Annotated in this window: 13 protein-coding genes; 5 read left to right on the plus strand and 8 right to left on the minus strand. The window is 61.0% G+C overall.

The genetic code is table 11. The annotated features are described in order from the left end of the window. The first annotated feature begins 82 nt into the window (after positions 1–82). Entirely contained in the window at positions 83–2,929 is a 2,847-nt protein-coding gene (gene ppc, locus AC5S27_RS02265) for a phosphoenolpyruvate carboxylase (RefSeq protein ID WP_493932962.1), read from the plus strand. A gap of 12 nt (positions 2,930–2,941) precedes the next feature. On the opposite strand, the gene AC5S27_RS02270 is transcribed toward ppc, so the two are convergent. Then, entirely contained in the window at positions 2,942–3,553 is a 612-nt protein-coding gene (locus tag AC5S27_RS02270) for a Crp/Fnr family transcriptional regulator (RefSeq protein ID WP_493932963.1), read from the minus strand. Positions 3,554–3,859: 306 nt separating this feature from the next. On the opposite strand from AC5S27_RS02270, the gene AC5S27_RS02275 reads away from it, so the two are divergent. Further along, complete coding sequence (locus AC5S27_RS02275) at positions 3,860–4,258, plus strand: response regulator (protein ID WP_493932964.1); 399 nt, start codon at positions 3,860–3,862, stop codon at positions 4,256–4,258. Positions 4,259–4,332: 74 nt separating this feature from the next. Here AC5S27_RS02275 and bamD read toward each other — a convergent pair whose 3' ends face one another. The 5 genes from bamD to AC5S27_RS02300 form a co-directional block, all read right to left on the minus strand. Continuing rightward, the gene (gene bamD, locus AC5S27_RS02280) at positions 4,333–5,910 is read right to left on the minus strand and encodes an outer membrane protein assembly factor BamD (protein ID WP_493932965.1); all 1,578 of its coding nucleotides are present in this window, start codon (positions 5,908–5,910) and stop codon (positions 4,333–4,335) included. Between the two features lie 17 nt (positions 5,911–5,927). Beyond that, entirely contained in the window at positions 5,928–6,602 is a 675-nt protein-coding gene (gene rpe / locus AC5S27_RS02285; protein WP_493932966.1) for a ribulose-phosphate 3-epimerase, read from the minus strand. A 274-nt stretch (positions 6,603–6,876) separates the two neighbouring features. After that, a complete protein-coding gene (locus AC5S27_RS02290; protein ID WP_493932967.1) occupies positions 6,877–8,136 on the minus strand; it encodes an excinuclease ABC subunit C in 1,260 nt (419 codons plus the stop codon). Between the two features lie 10 nt (positions 8,137–8,146). Continuing rightward, positions 8,147–9,547, minus strand: coding sequence for a TldD/PmbA family protein (locus AC5S27_RS02295; protein WP_493932968.1), 1,401 nt, complete (start codon positions 9,545–9,547; stop codon positions 8,147–8,149). 141 nt (positions 9,548–9,688) lie between these two features. Continuing rightward, positions 9,689–10,447 carry a DUF5995 family protein gene (locus AC5S27_RS02300; protein WP_493932969.1) on the minus strand — a complete coding sequence of 253 codons (759 nt, stop codon included), beginning with the start codon at positions 10,445–10,447 and terminating at the stop codon, positions 9,689–9,691. A gap of 142 nt (positions 10,448–10,589) precedes the next feature. On the opposite strand from AC5S27_RS02300, the gene AC5S27_RS02305 reads away from it, so the two are divergent. Then, positions 10,590–11,294, plus strand: a complete 705-nt coding sequence (locus AC5S27_RS02305; RefSeq protein WP_493932970.1) for a hypothetical protein — start codon at positions 10,590–10,592, stop codon at positions 11,292–11,294. A gap of 12 nt (positions 11,295–11,306) precedes the next feature. Here the strand turns inward: AC5S27_RS02305 and AC5S27_RS02310 are convergent, their stop codons facing one another. Both AC5S27_RS02310 and tldD read right to left on the minus strand, forming a co-directional pair. Further along, the gene (locus AC5S27_RS02310; protein WP_493932971.1) at positions 11,307–11,717 is read right to left on the minus strand and encodes a hypothetical protein; all 411 of its coding nucleotides are present in this window, start codon (positions 11,715–11,717) and stop codon (positions 11,307–11,309) included. A 73-nt stretch (positions 11,718–11,790) separates the two neighbouring features. Then, complete coding sequence (tldD, locus tag AC5S27_RS02315; protein ID WP_493937255.1) at positions 11,791–13,251, minus strand: metalloprotease TldD; 1,461 nt, start codon at positions 13,249–13,251, stop codon at positions 11,791–11,793. Positions 13,252–13,718: 467 nt separating this feature from the next. On the opposite strand from tldD, the gene AC5S27_RS02320 reads away from it, so the two are divergent. Next, positions 13,719–14,249, plus strand: a complete 531-nt coding sequence (locus AC5S27_RS02320) for a YfiT family bacillithiol transferase (RefSeq protein WP_493932972.1) — start codon at positions 13,719–13,721, stop codon at positions 14,247–14,249. Positions 14,250–14,256: 7 nt separating this feature from the next. Continuing rightward, positions 14,257–15,855, plus strand: a complete 1,599-nt coding sequence (locus AC5S27_RS02325; RefSeq protein WP_493932973.1) for a hypothetical protein — start codon at positions 14,257–14,259, stop codon at positions 15,853–15,855. Positions 15,856–15,961 lie beyond the last annotated feature (106 nt).

The following is a 15,961-nucleotide window of genomic DNA, read 5'->3' on the forward strand; positions in this document are numbered from 1 at the left end:
AGGCCGGGGTTCGCAGGCCAAATCCGAGTCGTACTTTTCCTTGGCATGGCTCTGCGGGGACGTAGGGCATAATCAAGAGACGATGGCATTGTTATGGAATCCTGAGAGCTGGTCGCAGCGGCTGGCGGAGTTACAGGCGGACACAGGGGAGCTGAAAGAGGCTCCGCTGCGGCGCGATGTGCGTTCACTGGGCATGCTGCTGGGCGAAGTGCTGCGCGAGCAGGCTGGCGACGAGGTGTTTGCGCAGGTCGAAGAGCTTCGGCTCGGCACCATTCAGCGGCGCGAGGCGGAGTCGCAGGCGGACGGCCAGGCGGCCGCGCTTTCGGCGGCCATCCATTCTGCGCATGCGCTGGCGCTTGTCCATAAGCTGCCGGTGGAGCGCGCGCTACTGCTGACGCGAGCCTTTGGATTCTATTTTGAACTGATCAACCTGGCCGAGACCAACCACCGCAAACGGCGCAGGCTGGCGCTGCAGTTGAGCGGCGCGGCGGGCAAGCAGCGTGGTTCGCTGGCCGGAACGCTGCATGCGATGAAGAAGGTTGGCATCTCGGCCGACGAGGCTCTCGACTGGTTGCGCAAGGTGCTGGTGGTACCGGTGTTTACGGCGCACCCGACCGAGGTGGCGCGGCGCTCGGTGATGTTCAAGCGGCGACGCATTGGTGAGTTGCTGGAAGAGTTGGACCGGATCCCGCTGCCCGAAGAAGATATCGCCCGGCTCGAAGAGCAGGTGCTGGCGGAGATCACTTCGCTCTGGCAGACGGACGAAGTTCGCAGCCGCCGGCCGACGGTGTACGACGAAATCAAGATGGGCCTCGACTACTACGATGTTTCCATCTTTGCCACGCTGCCCAGCCTCTATCGCGAAATTGCCAACGCGCTGCATGCGGCGTATGGACTCGAGATCGAGATGCACGAGCTGCCTCAGGTCCTGGCATTTGGCTCGTGGATTGGCGGCGACCGAGACGGGAATCCGTTTGTGACGCCGGAGGTGACGCGCAACGCGATTCAGCTGGCGCGGGAACACCTGCTGCACTTCTACGATGGCCAGTTGCAGACTGTCGTTGACCTGCTGAGCACCTCCGCGCAGCAGATGCCGGTGGACGAGACGGTGCGTGTTCGGCTTGACGAGTATGAGTCTCGTATTCGCACGGCGGAGTCGCAGGCTTACGGGCAGCATTTTGAGTTTGAATTGTACCGGCGCTTCCTGATCTGCATTCGCGCGAGAGTGCGGCGCACGCTGCACCCTTCCGGGCATGTGACCCCGCCGCTGGCTCGGCCGTCGGCGCTGTCTGAGACGCAGGAGAAGCTGGCGCAGGTGCTGCCCGGCTACACCTCTGCCGATGAATTTGCCTCCGACCTGAGCCTCCTGCGCAAGTCGCTGGCGGACAATCGCGGCCTGCGCATTGCGCGCAGCCTGATCGATCCGCTACTGCTGCTGGTGAATACCTTCGGCCTGCACCTCCATACGCTGGATATTCGCCAGCATGCCAAGCTGCACAAGGCGGCGCTGAAGGAGGCCGGCGAAGATACGCTTGCCGCCGAGCTGCCGCAGCCGCAATCGCCGGAGACGGCCAGCATTCTCGAAACCTTCCGCGTGATTGCGGAAACCAAGGCAGGCTGCACGCCCGAGGTGATCCGCCATTACGTGATCAGCGGCGCGACGTGTGTTGAGGATGTGCTGGCGGTGGTCCGTCTGGGCCGTCTGGCTGGCGTGAAGCTGGAAGGCTCGGGCAGGGATCCGGGTGTGATGCCGGTGCCGCTGTTTGAGTCGATTGAGGACCTGCAGAATTCGGCGGAGATCTGCCGAGAGCTCTGGGCGCGTCCCGACTATCGTGCGCTGCTCAAGACCTGGGGCGACACCCAGGAGCTGATGCTCGGATACTCCGACTCGAACAAGGATGGCGGTATGCTGACCAGCACCTGGGAGATCTTCCGCGCCCATCGTGCGCTGCATGCCGTGGCTCGCGAGGCCGGCGTGAACTTGCGGCTGTTCCACGGCCGTGGCGGCACGGTAGGCCGCGGCGGCGGACCGACGCATCGAGCCATCTTTGCCCAGCCGCTCGATTCGTTCGAAGGGCAGTTCCGCATCACCGAGCAGGGCGAAGTGCTCAACTTCAAATACGCGGACGTGGTGCTGGCCGAGCGTAATCTCGAACTCATGATTGCCGCATCGCTGGACGCTCTGGCGCGGCCGAATCTGCGCGACCCCGAGGGGCACTTTACCGGCGTGCTCAAGCCGGAGTGGGAGCAGGCGCTGGACCGGCTTTCCGAGCTGGCTTATGCCTTCTACAAGAAGCACATCCTGGATGATCCGACGCTGCTGGACTACTTTGCGCAATCGACGCCGATGGGCGAGCTCGAACATGCCAAGATCGGCTCGCGGCCTTCGAAGCGCAAAGGTTCGCTGAGCCTCGACACGCTGCGGGCGATTCCGTGGGTCTTTGGCTGGACGCAGTCGCGGCTGCTGATTCCGGCATGGTTCGGCGTGGGCAAGGCGGTGGAACAGTACCTGGCCGAGGGTGGCGACATTGCGACCCTCAATACCATGGCCAAGGAATTTCCGCTTTTCATTGATCTGATTCGGAATGTGGAGATGGCGCTGGGCAAGGTCGATCTTGGGACAGCGCGGCTCTACTCGACGCTGGTCGAGGAAGAGGAGCTGCGCACCCGCGTCTACGGTACGTTTGAGGCGGAGTACGAGCGGACGGTGAAGGCGGTGCTGGCGATTACCCGGCAGACAGAGCTATTGCAGTCGAACCCGGTCCTGGCGCGGTCGATCAAGCTGCGTAACCCGTACGTGGACCCGATGCACCTGATCCAGGTGGACCTGCTCAAGCGCAAGCGCGCCGGGGAGGATACGCCTGAGATCAATCGGGCCATCTCGGCGACCATCAGCGGCATCTCGGCCGGTCTGCGCAACACTGGCTGATGGGAGCGGAGCCTATTCCGTCATTGGCGCTTCGAACTCGTTGAAGTTCTTCAGGTGGTCTTTGACGATCTGGTAGCACTCGCACGCGTTTTTTTCCAGGCGCTTGTGGTCGAGTATGGTCATTACGCCGCGCTGATAGCGGATGAGGTTCTTTTTCTTCAATGCGCCTGCTGCCAGGGTCACGGTAGCCCGGGTTCCTCCGAGCATGTCTGCCAGTAGGCTATGCGAGATCTTGAAGGTATCGCTGCCTGCCCGGTCGGAGCAGATCAGCAGCCACCGGGCTAGCCTCGGCTGGAACTTATGCTTGGCGTTGCAGGCGATCGACTGCATGGCCTGATCCAGCTGCGCCTGCACGTACCGCAGGGCAAGCCAGTGAAATTTGCCGGCCAGGTTGAACTCCGCACGGGCGGCATCAATCGGGCACGCATAGCCGTGTCCGGGAATCTGCGTGTAGACACGATTCAAGGCCTTCTTTGTACCCATCAGGGCGGAGATGCCGATCACCGACTCGAAGCCAAAGGTACCCACCTCCACCTGTGACCCATCTTCGAACGTACCGGTCATCGATGCCATACCCGACTCGACAAAATAGAGATGGGAGATAGGCTTGTGGGGCGTCTGCATTTCGTGCTTCAATTCAAATTCAACCGGTGTAAGTCGAAGACGGGTAATTATTTCGGGCTCCAACTCGTTCAAGAGAGTGTTTTTGAATGGCTTGCGGTTCACCAACGCACCGTTCCTGAAAATAAGTCTTGTAAAAAGCGATCTAGCCAGAGATTACTACTTTGAAAGGCAAGGTTGGGTTCGAATTCGAACATACATGAGGACGGGTCAACGGATAGGCTACTTGAGGCGCTCCGCAGGCCTCCTTTGCGATCCTCATCTGCGACATGGGCCCCAGAACTAACCCCCGAGCGGGAGGATGTGCAAGTGAGCAGTGTAATTACAACACCCCAAAGGCAGTACCGTATTTTCGTCGTCGATGATGAACAGGTGATTGCCAGTACTCTGGCCATGATTCTTCAGCGTAGTGGCTTTGATGCTGTTTCGTTTACGGATCCGCTGCAAGTGATGGCGGCTGCCGATTCAAATCCACCTGATTTGTTGATCTCGGACGTGGTGATGCCGGAGCTTTCCGGCATTGATCTCGCCATTCAATTACAGGCCAGCCACCCGGAGTGCCGCGTTCTTCTCTTCTCCGGCCAGGCCGCTACCGCCAACCTGCTGGATATTGCGCGGGGAAATGGACACGATTTCGAGGTGCTCTCGAAGCCGATCCACCCGACCGAGTTCCTGCAGAAGATCCGGAAGGTAACCGTCGGCGTATAACCCCACGTGAGCAGCAAAAAGCCCCGAGGCCAGTTCGGCTTCGGGGCTTTTGTTGCTACGTATCGAGGTTATCGCTAAAAGGGGTTCAGCTTGCTCAGGCCCTTCTTCTTTTTCTTCTTGCTGGAGGATTCCTCGCTCTGGTCCAGCTTGGGCTTCTTGACCTTGGACTTGGGGTCGTTGGTCTCGTTGGCGGTGTTCTGAGCCGGCATCACGCCGGGCTTGATGTCGTTGACCTGGTCTGGAGCCGTGGCCGGCGCTTCGGCGGGGGGGAGACTGGTTTCCGTAGGCCTGATGGACTTTACAACCGCATTTGGATCATCGGCGGGCGGGGCATCCGGTTTGCTGGGAGCCGCAATGATTTCTGATCCTGCGCCGGTTGCACCCGCACCCTGTCCCTGGACAGGCTCAAACTGCAGCGGAGCCTGGGGTTGATCGGAGCGGGGAGGCTCGTTGGCTGCGGTCGGCGTAGCAGTCGGTGCATTGCCCGTGGGAGCGCCAGGTTGACCCGCTCGAAAGGCGGCCGTCACGATAGCCTGATTTTCCCTCGTGATGGTCGGGGCAGTGGTGCGGTTTGCCGGCGTCATGGTCGGTTCGCCAACGTGGGCAGCCTGAACGACCAGCGGACCGTGCTTGATCATACCCATCGCCGTATCGGTGAAGCGCAGGGGCTGATGGCTCTTTTCCTCGGCGTCGCTCTCGGCGACGGCGGCATCCGTTGGCTCTGGGACGGGGCGATTCATGGCTACCAGCCGGTCACGGGCATCTTCCACATGAGGAGCCATCGGATAGCGAGTGATGACGTGAGCATAAGCAGCAGCCGCTTTGTCCTGATAAATGGCAGTCAGGCGTTCCCGCACAGCGCCCGGCAGGCCCTGGGCCGTCTGCATAATGTGAGCTTCCCCGGCATAGTCGTCGCCGATGGTGAGCCAGAGCTGATCGCTCTTGCTGTAGAGCGGGTAGGTGTCAGCCACGGTCTGCAGGCGGGCGATGCTGCCGGCCCAGTTCATGCGGGTGTTGTAGTACTGGCCGATGAGGAACTCGCGCTCGGCCAGCACTTCCTGCACTTCGCGGAGCTTCTGCTTGGCGCGTGGCACCAGCGAGGAGTCGGGGAACTGGTTGATCATCGCGCGGTATTCCTGCTCGGCGCGCACCGCGTTGTTGAAGTCGCGGTCAGGCTTTTCCATCTGCATAAAGTAAATGTCGGCCACCTTCATCTGCGCTTCCGCCGCTTCCGGTGCCTGCGGGAAGAAGGTGATGAAGTCCTTGTACTCGGACTCGGCCTGGGCCAGCGCCGCCGTGCCGCCTTCCTTGAACCAGCTGTCGCCCACGGCCAGCTTGGCGCGCATCTGGTACTCGGAGTTCGGATAGGTGTTCAGCATGGTCTGCAGGTCGAGGCGGGCCACGTCGAAACGGCCCTTTTTCAGGGCGAGCATCGCTTTGTCGTAGAGCTCCTTATCCGGCTGGCGGCTTTGCACGTTGCCCAGCGGATTGGCGCTCAGGTCCACGTTCTTCTTTTTCTTGGGCACCTTGGTCTTGGCCTGAGCCGGAACCAGGGCGAGAGAAAGAACAAGGATGCCAGCCGCCGCGCCGAAACGGCGGACGGACTTAGCCGATACGGGCTTGCTGAAGAGTGGGTGTGAAAACAGGGTCATGCTACCTCGATTGTGCTTCAGGCTTTTTCGCCTGCTGCTGCTTTGGCTGCCGCCAGAAGTTCCCGCGCATTCTGCTCTGCTGAACCGGTGCCGAACACGGCGTTTCCGGCCACGAGCAGCTCCGCACCTGCTTGGACTACCTGGGCAATGGTATCGTGAGCCACGCCGCCATCGACTTCAATTCTAAATGCCAGACCGCGTTCCTTGCGGACCTTGGCCAGCTTGCGTATCTTGTCGAGCGAGAAAGGAATGAATTTCTGGCCGCCGAAGCCCGGATTGACGCTCATGATGAGCACGTGATGCAGCATGGGCAGGATTTCTTCGAGAACTTCGATCCGCGTGGCCGGGTTCAACACCACTCCGGCACTCATGCCGTGATTATGGATGAGCTCGATGGTGCGATGCAGGTGAGTGCAGGCTTCATAGTGGACGCTGATCCAGTTCGCCCCGGCATCAGCGAAAGCAGGAATGAAGTCATTGGGGTTCTCGATCATCAGGTGGCAGTCGAGCGGCAGGCTGGTGGCCTTGCGCAGGCTCTTGACCAGGGGCGGACCGAGGGTGATGTTCGGGACGAAATGGCCGTCCATCACATCGACGTGGATGACGGTGCCGCCGCCGCGCTCGGCCTCGGCTACGTCGCGGGCGAGGTTGGCAAAGTCAGCGGAAAGAATGGATGGGAGCAGTTCGACCATAATTGTTGCCGGAGCAGACTCCGGAGACCTCAAGTGTACCAGCAGGCGGCATGGGCGGGCTGAAACCGAGTGGCGCGCGGGGTTTTCAGTTGTTGTGGGAATGGCGTATATTTACACGCGTTGTAAACCTTTCCTTTTCCGGAGCACGAACTATGCGCATCGCAACTTTAGCTTCCGCGGCCTTTCTCGTCCTGACCGCACTCGTGTTCGGATAAAGCAGGCCTTCGCGACCAATTCCGTCGGTGGAAAACAGGTGGAAGCGCGTCGCGTGGCACTAACGCAGACTGGCTGCGACAACACGGCCGATACCCCGGAGCATGGCTTTCACAGGCCATGCTCCTTCTGTTTGTGTATCAGCCTCGGTGGGCGGGGGAAAGAATACCTCGCCAACCCGCTTTTGCTGGGGGCGGTAATACCAGCGGGCCAGCAGAGCCAGATGCCCCTGTCGAACGGTGGCATTGGGTTGCGGTCTTGAGCTCGATAAGGTCGCCAGAGCAGCTTCCAAACGGGATTCCAGCACATCGCGCGCCACTTTCATGGGCGCACCGTTGTCGGCTTCGGGCACCGGTTGCAGCGCCATCGGCTGGGCAAACAGCGAGCTCGACCCTGACTGCTCATTCTGGATGCGCATCCCCAGCGTGCTGAAAGGGGCAGGTCCTCGCATTTCACCATCCTGGTAGAGAAAGACCGAGATTTCGTCGGGATGGGTCGAGGCTTGCAGAATGCAGGCGCGCAGCTGCGAAAGCGGATGGACGAGCTCCGGAGCCAGAGCGCGGACAGCTTCAACCTTCTCGAACTGTGCATGCAACCGGGCCGCCTGCTCGAACTCGAGCTGCTCGGAAGCTTCCTCACGTAGTTTGCCGATCTGCACCAGCTTGCTTTCGCCGCGCGTGGCCAGGAAGCTGCGGACGGCTTCTGCCTCTTCGGCGTAGCGGACATCGGTGCAGCCCTGGTAGCAAGGGGCGAGGCACATCTTCATTTCTGAGTACACGCAGCCGGGATGCGCCGGATTGGGGTCGAGGTTCTCTTCGCATCGGCGGAGCAGGAAAAGCTTCAACATCTCCTCGGCGTAGCGATCGGCTGCCGCGCGGGAGGGGAATGGCCCGAAGGCCCACTGGCTTTCCTTCAGGCTGGGCCGGTTGGTGACGGTTAGGCGAGGATACGGATTGCCGCCGTGGAACTTCACAAATGCCGGCGCGCGCAGCTTCATGCGTTCGAGAGCTTTGGCGCCATAGGCGTTTTCGAGCAGTGCAAACTGCAGCAGAAGGGATTCAAACTCCGACCCGCTCGTCTGCCAGGCGATGCGCCGGACGCGGGAGACCAGCTGCAGGCGCTTGGTCTGTCCTTTTGCCGGGCGCAACAGCCGTTCGAGACGGCGGCGCAGGTCTGGCGTCAGGCCGATGTATGGCTCGGCTGCCTCATTTTCGCCATAGAGCGCAAAGACCGCCGCCTGCCGCTGCGGGAGCTGGCGCAGTGCCTCCTCCGGCAAGGCCGGATCGAAGGCGAGGCTCTGGTTCAGCGAGAGATGCGGCATGGGCTGAATTTTACGCGCCTGCTACGGTCATACCGTCGACGCGGAGGGTTGGCGCGGTGACCGAGCTCCGGAATATCAGATCATTCCCGATTGCGGAAATGTTCTTGAACATCTCGCGGAGATTGCCGGCAATCGTCACCTCTTCGACGGCATAGGTCAGCTCGCCATTTTTAATCCAGAGGCCGGAGGCACCGCGCGAGTAGTCGCCGGTCACCATGTTCGCGCCAAAGCCCATCAGGCTCAGGACGTAGAAGCCATTCGGGATATCGGCGAGGATCTGTTCCGGGGTCTGACTTCCCGGCATCAGGTAGAGATTGCCGCCGCCGATTCCGCCTCCGCGCGTGGCGTTGCCGGTCGAGCGCATGCCGAGCTTGCGGCCGGTATAGGTGTTGAGCAGGTAGGTCTGCAGCACGCCGTCTTCGACAACGACCGTCCGGCGGCTCGGCAATCCTTCTCCATCAAACGGCGATGTGCCGAATCCACCGACGCCCGAGGGCAGGATCATCGTGTGATCGTCGATCAGGTTGATGGACTTGTTGGCAATCGTCTCGCCCAGCTTTCCAGCCAGGAAGGAGGCCGAGCGCCAGATGGCGTCGCCGGAAGCCGCCTCAAAGATGTGGCCGATCAGCGACCGCGCAACCTCGGGCGCGAAAACAATCGGCACCTGCTGGGTTGGCACACGGCAGGCTCCGAGACGGCGCAGCGCGCGCTTCGCAGCTTCCTGCCCAATCGACTCCGGCGATTCCAGGTCGGCAATGCGCCGTGCGCTCGAAGACCAGAAATCCCGCTGCATCACGCCATCGTCTCCGGTTGCCAGAGGAGCAGCCGAGATGCCGCAGTAGCTGGTCCGGTAGTCGCCGAGAAAGCCGCGGGAGTTGGCCAGCACCCGCCGCCCCGTCGCCGCATCGAAGGATCCGCCCTGCGAATTCGTGATGCGCGGGTCGGCGGCCAGCGCAGCAGCTTCTGCCCGGCGGGCGCGATCGATGCGCTCGGTGGCAGGCAGTGAGTAGACATCCTCGAAGTAGAGGCGCAGGTCGTTGTCCAGCTGGCCAAATTCATGCGCATCCGGCAGGCCGGAGAACGGGTCTTCCTCCGTAACCTTCGCCAGCGCGAGTGCGCCCGAAACCAGCATTTCGATGCCGTCCGGGGTCAAGTCGCTGGTCGAGGCAGAAGCTGACCGCTGCCCCAGGTACACTTTGAGTCCCAGTCCGCGCGAGCCGGACTCCTGCAGTGTTTCCACTTCACCCATGCGCACCGAGACGGAAAACTCATCGCCCTCGCTCACCACCACTTCAGCGTCTGTTGCACCGGCTTTCGTGGCGCGGGCGACAACTTCAGCGGCGAGAGATTTCAGGTCAAGATCGGAACTTGGACTGGCTTGGGTCGAGGAGACTGCAGTTACTTCAGACATACCTTGAAGCTATCAAATTTGCCTCGTGCTCTGCCTGTGGACGACCTTCGGCATTCATCGCAGCTCGCCGAAGTGCTGGACGATTTCGTTAAAAGGCAATGCAGCCTTCCAGTAAAAGCGGGCACTTGCACTTTGAAAGTTTCATGTTGCCTCAATCTGCTGCGTCAGCTGGATCGATTCAACAATCGGAACGAGCAGCCCCTTGCTTACGACGGTCGTCAGCCCGTCGAGAGTGTTGAGAAATGCGCCGGAGAGCAGGCTCTGGCCCTGCAGATGCCAGAGTAGCTGGGAGTTGTTCCAGGCCGCTTCACGGGCTGCGCTAACGCTCCATCCGGCAACGGTATCCTCCAGCACATTGACGGTTGGGAGCACTTCCCCCAGCAGGCGCACATTGAGCGTTTGCTTCGCCTCGTCAATCAGGCTGTCGAGTGTTGCGTTCAGCGTGGTGTAGTCGTTGTACTGTGGCGTTCCATGCTCTGGGGCGATCCCACTCAATCCGCAGGTATTTACGATAGCGATGGGCAGGTCGTGGTTGATGTGGGCATTGATGCCGGCAAGGGCGCATTGAATCCGCGCCAGCCGCGTATCGTTGCGGCGGCTGAACAACGTCTGCCAGCAATCCGCGATGCCCTCGCCAGAAAGCGACCCACGCAGCGCGGTGAAGTAGAGCTTCGCAAATTCAACGTCGAGCAGGGCAAGAAATGCAGCATCGGCAAACCCGCCGGAGTTTACTCGGTCTTCCACTGCCTTGGTCACCTGAAAATAGAGCCAGTTGAACCACTTCAGGCCATCGCCATCCACGGCCAGCGAGTCGATGGCCTGCATCGTGGCCAGCACATCGGCAATCGTAGAGGGAGGCGTTCCCAGGCAGGCCAGTAATTCCGCGTCGTAAGTAAACATAGGTCGGGATTATAGTGTTTGCAGTAACTCCGGGAAAGTTGAGCGGCGATACGAGGAATTTGCGCTCTTATAGACGAGGGGCCTGCATCGCAATAGGCCAATCCAACTGAATGCAACATCAATTCCGGTAGGGAGAAACATTATGCAAACCTGTCAGGCATGCGGATACGGCAACCCGGTTGGGGCGTATGCCTGTGCACGGTGCGGAGCGCAATTCTCCATGGCACCGGTGATCATCCCTCCGGGCTACTATGCTCCGGTTGCCCAGCGGCGCTCTCCGGTGTTGCCGGCATTGCTGATCACCGGCGGCGTGGTCCTGTTCCTGATCGTCGTGGTGGTGGGTATTCTCGCGGTCATCGGGTACCGCGTCGAACAGCGTGAGAAGGCGGAAGCTGCTGCACGTCGCCAGGCGGAGATTGCGGCCATTCAGCAGGTTCGCCAGCAGGACAGCACCCTGAGCGCTGCCATGAAAGCCGATATCGAGGCTCGCAAGCCAACCTCGGATGCCGATCTGGACAGGATGTCCGACCGCATGAACGCCTACGTTACCGCCGGCCGCCAGATCGACACCAGCGGCTGCCCGCAGGACTATGTGGATGCCTATAGTCGCTATCTCACCGCCTGGTCAGAGGAGTCCGCGGAGGTTCGCGCGCATCCCCATATTCCTACCGATGCCGAGACGACGATTACTGAGCTGGGCAGCATCTTTTCCGACGATGCCGCGTCCAGCCTCAAGCAGACCAAGGATGAGTTGAAAGCCTGGGTGGAACGCGTCAAAGCGAGAGACAGCGAGATCGACAAGGAGGCCGACGCGGTGAATGCGCTGGCCAAGGTCCATGGCGTCTAGGATAGGAACTGCCTAGTTGATCGGCTTGATGTGCGGCTTCTTCTGCCCGTCGAAGGCATCGCCCATGCTGCAGCCGGTGTTCTTGCTGTAATGCTCGCCGCGCTCGGCCAATCCTTTTTCCACGGAAGCGGGCCGCAGGCGAACGCGTCCCAGGCACTCAGGGCAGCGGAAGGTATCTTCCTGAAGCCGCAAAGCCTCCTTGATCGGCATGCGCTGCCAGCCGAAGACGCGGTTGTCGGCAGAGCCGTGCCAGCGCTTCACTTCGACTTCGGGCATGTTCGCCGCAGCCAGCTTGACCGGTTCGGGTTCAGCTTCCAGCTCCACGGCTACGAGGACTTCCGCTGGGACTGTCTCCGCCTGGGTTTCCACCACTTCTTCCGTCAGTTCTTCCACTTGGTTCAGTTCCAATGCATTCGCTGTCAAGGAATTCCTCATTTCTGGTACAGGTTCCGGTGCTGGTTTCGGTGTAAATTGCAGGTTTCCACGAGACGAATCTTTACCGTCCGGTGCCGCCAACGGTCATCTTGTCCAGCTTGATCGTGGGCATTCCCACGCCCACCGGTACGCTTTGGCCGGCCTTGCCGCAGGTACCGATGCCTTCATCGAGCTTCAGATCGTGGCCCACCATCGAGACATACTTCAGCGCCTCTGGTCCGTTGCCGATCAGCGTTGCGTCCTTGACCGGAGCGGTAATCCTGCCGTCCTCGATCAGGTAGGCTTCAGACGCCGAGAAGACAAACTTGCCGTTGGTGATATCGACCTGGCCGCCGCCGAAGTTCACGGCATACAGGCCGCGCTTCACACTGCGGATGATGTCCTCGGGCTCGTCGTCCCCGGCCAGCATGTACGTATTGGTCATGCGCGGCATGGGGATGCACTGGTAGTTCTCGCGCCGCCCGGAGCCAGTATTGGCTGCGCCGGTGAGGCGGGAAGAAAGCTTGTCGGTCAGATAGCCTTTCAGGATGCCGTTCTCGATCAGCACGGTCTCCTGCGTCGGGGAACCTTCGTCGTCCACGTTCAGTGAACCGCGCCGCCCGGCCATGGTGCCGTTGTCGACCACTGAGACCTTGGAACTGGCCACCGGCTGCCCTACCAGGCCAGCGAAGGCCGAGGTCTTCTTGCGGTTGAAGTCGGCTTCGAGGCCATGCCCGACTGCCTCGTGCAGCAGAATACCGGGCCAGCCGGGGCCGAGCACGACTTCCATCTCGCCCGCCGGCGCCGGAACCGCACCGAGCTGCAGGATGGCTCCGCGAGCTGCTTCGCGCGCCAGGTTCTCAGGACTCTTCGAGCCAACGAAGATATCCAAACCGCCGCGTCCGCCGCACCCGCCCGAACCGCGCGTGGTGTTCTGCTCGTCCTTGGCGATGACGAAGACGTTAAGGCGGCAGAGGGGTTGGGTGTCAGAGGCAAAAGCGCCGTCCGATCCGACGACGAGAATGCGGCGTAGTTCCTCGGAGTAGCTCGCGCGAACATGAATGACGTGCGGACTGAACGCCCGTGCAGCACGATCGGCGCGCTGAATCAGGTCGAGACGGGCCGCCAGGTCGAGGTCGAAACCGCCTACTGGAACGGGATAGAGATCCGCTCGAGGCTGATCCTGAAATCCATGGATCGGCTGCTTGGCCGGCCCGGAGGCGATCAGAGCAGCCGTTTTGGCTGCGTGAATCAGCCGCTCCGGGCTCAGATTGTCGGTGTAGGCATAGCCGGTGCGTTCGCCGGAGAGCACGCGAATGCCGCATCCGGCGCTGGTTCCCTGGCTGGCGGATTTGACGATCTGCTCGTCCACGCCCAGCGAGATTGCCGTGACTGATTCAAAGTAAAGGTCGGCATAGTCGCCGCCGGCGGAAAGTGCCTCGCCCAGGCAGCGTTCCAGCAATCGCTCAGTGATGCCAAATTTTTCGAAGAAATAGCGCTTATGACTCGCTGGTTGGCTCGCGGGCAATCCGGCCTGCGTCATGGAAAGGGGGTAGCTTTGAGCTGCACTCATCGTACTCACTAGTGTACGCCTGTAGCGGGAATTCCATTCGGCAGCGAAAACTGGAGGGGCTGACAGGGCCAGATTCATGCTTGAACCCGGCCCCCGGCTTAGCTCCGGCTACGCGGTAATTATCGGACATTGGCGGCGTTGATTCCTGAGTAGCCCTACGGTGTTATTGCGCTCACATTGTCCACCAGAAACCGTGCTACGCTGCAAGCATGAAGAAGATCATCATCGCCTCCCTCCTGTTGCTGGTGTGTGCTGCTCCGTCGTTCGCGGCGGGTCGTCATCACCATCATCATCGCCACCACCATCACCGCCACGCATAGACTTTCCTTAACAGGAGTGGCGCAAGGCAAAGCCCCTGGACTCTCTCATTCAGAGTTCGGGGCTTTGCTGTTTATCTCCCTAGTTAGAGCGACTTACGATCTGATATTGTTTTGCCCATGACCCATGTAGATGTCTTGAAATACCCGATCGGGCAGTTCGCTGCGCCGGCGGAGAATGGTGTGGCAGAGCGTGCTGCCCATCTCGACGTGCTGCGTCTGCTGCCCGAGCATCTGAAGACTGCAGTTGCCGGCCTGGACGACTCCCAGCTCGACACGCCCTATCGCGAAGGCGGCTGGACCGTCCGGCAGCTGGTGCACCACGTGGCTGACAGCCATGCGAATGCTTATATTCGCTTCAAGCTGGCGCTCACCGAGGACTGGCCGACCATCAAGCCGTACGAGGAAGCGGAATGGGCCAAACTGGCTGATTCGAAGCTGCCGATCGAAGTTTCGCTGACCCTGCTGACCGCGATCCACGAGCGCTGGCTGGTGGTGCTGGAGTCGATGGGCGATGCCGAATTCGAACGCGGCTACGTACATCCGGTGTCGGGACGGCAGCGACTTGGCGTGGTGCTGGCCAATTACAGCTGGCACAGCCGGCACCATACCGCGCACGTCACCAGCCTGCGCAGCCGGATGGGCTGGTAGGCAGGACATGCCTCGCGCGGGCGTAGGCGAAAACGTATCTCCGGCTGTGCTCGCGGAACTCATTGATGCGTATGTCGCGCAGCATCCCGCAGCGGCAGTACTCGAAGATGGCCGGGTCATTTTTGACCTGCGGACCGCGAAGTGTTCCGTCTCCGAGTCGCATGGGCGCTGCGTGCTTCAGCTCTGGAGTGAGGAGCGCAATCTCGTCCGGACTGTCGTAGAGGCGCAGCCGCGTGCGGGGAGCCTGCGTCTATTGACGCGCAAAATGGGCCAGCCCAAGCCGGTCGCACTGGATATTGTGGCCACCCTCGAGCGTCGGACCCCGAACGTGAAGGAGGCCGCACGCCGGCAGTATCTGCGTACTCTGGAGCGCGTGCTGCAGCGTAATTTCCCGGATTGGAAAGTGGATGGTTTGCGTGCTGCGACGGACCTTGAGCACAGCTTTGGACCGGCCTATGCTCGCGGGCGCTTGCTGCGCGGCCAGTCTGCTGAGGCCGTGATCGGCGTCGGCCCGGATGAGTCAGCTGCGATGGTAGATGGGGTGCTGACGCTGGGCTTGCTCTGGCTCGACTACTGCCGCGAGCACTCAGTGAAAAAGTCCGGCCCGAGCCGCCACTTCAGCGGATTGAAGGTGATTCTGCCGGCCGGAGCGTGGCGGACGACGGCGGAGCGGATGGCCTGGCTTAACGGGGATCTCGCCCAGTTTCAATTGTTTACGCTCGATCCGCGCTCGGAAGAACTCGTCGAGATCGACGTTTTCGATTCTGGAAATCTTGAGTCGCGGCTGGTGCATGCTTTCGATGTTTCCGTTGCGCTGGAGCGGGCGCAGGCTGGTGTGGCGCGGGTGATGGCGCTGGTGCCTATTGGGGACCGGCAACGGGTCGAGGTGCGCGCGTGTTCTGCTGCGGAGGTTGGGCTGCTGGTGCATGGGCTTGAATTTGCACGGGTTAGGCAAGCATCAAGGCTCTCATTTGCGCGTGAGGCGGAGGTCACGTTTGGCGCGGGGGCGAACGAAACAGTGTTGACGGAGGAGACGGAAGTGCTTTGCCGTGAGCTGCTTGCTGGCCTGTTTCAGAGCCGCCGGGCGGATGGGATCGGGACTGATGCGCTCTATCGGATGCAGCCGGAGCGGTGGTTGGAGTCATTGATTCGAATGGGTTTAGCGGACTTACTCCCAGGCTTGAGGGGAGAGTTCTTGTATACGCAGGTGCCAGCGATTTCGAGTGGCGACCGGGGGATGCTGGATCTGTTGACGCTGGATCGTGAGGGGCGGCTGGCGATTCTGGAGGTGAAGGCGGATGAGGATATGCATCTGCCGCTGCAGGGTTTGGATTACTGGATTCGCGTGCGTGCGCTGAATGCTGACCGCCAAGTGGTTGGAAACAGGGAAGTTGGAGCGTTCGAGCGGCAGGGTTATTTTGCCGGGGCTGAGGTTTCGGCGCGCCCGCCGCGATTGCTGCTGGTGGCTCCGGCGCTGCGGATTCATCCGTCGAATGAGATCGTTTTGCGCTATCTTTCGCCGCAGGTGGAGTGGGAGTTGATCGCTGTCGGAGAGCACTGGAGACGCGAGCTGAAGGTGGTGTATCGCAGGCGGGGTGGGACTTGAGCGGTCCCTCGGCCGAAAACGATGTGATCAGCGTTTTACGATGCGCAATCTTTATGGCACGATGCGCAATCGGCGTCTGGTATCGCGCAATACGCGTTGTGATGCA

The sequence above is a fragment of the Acidicapsa borealis genome (assembly GCF_059115245.1).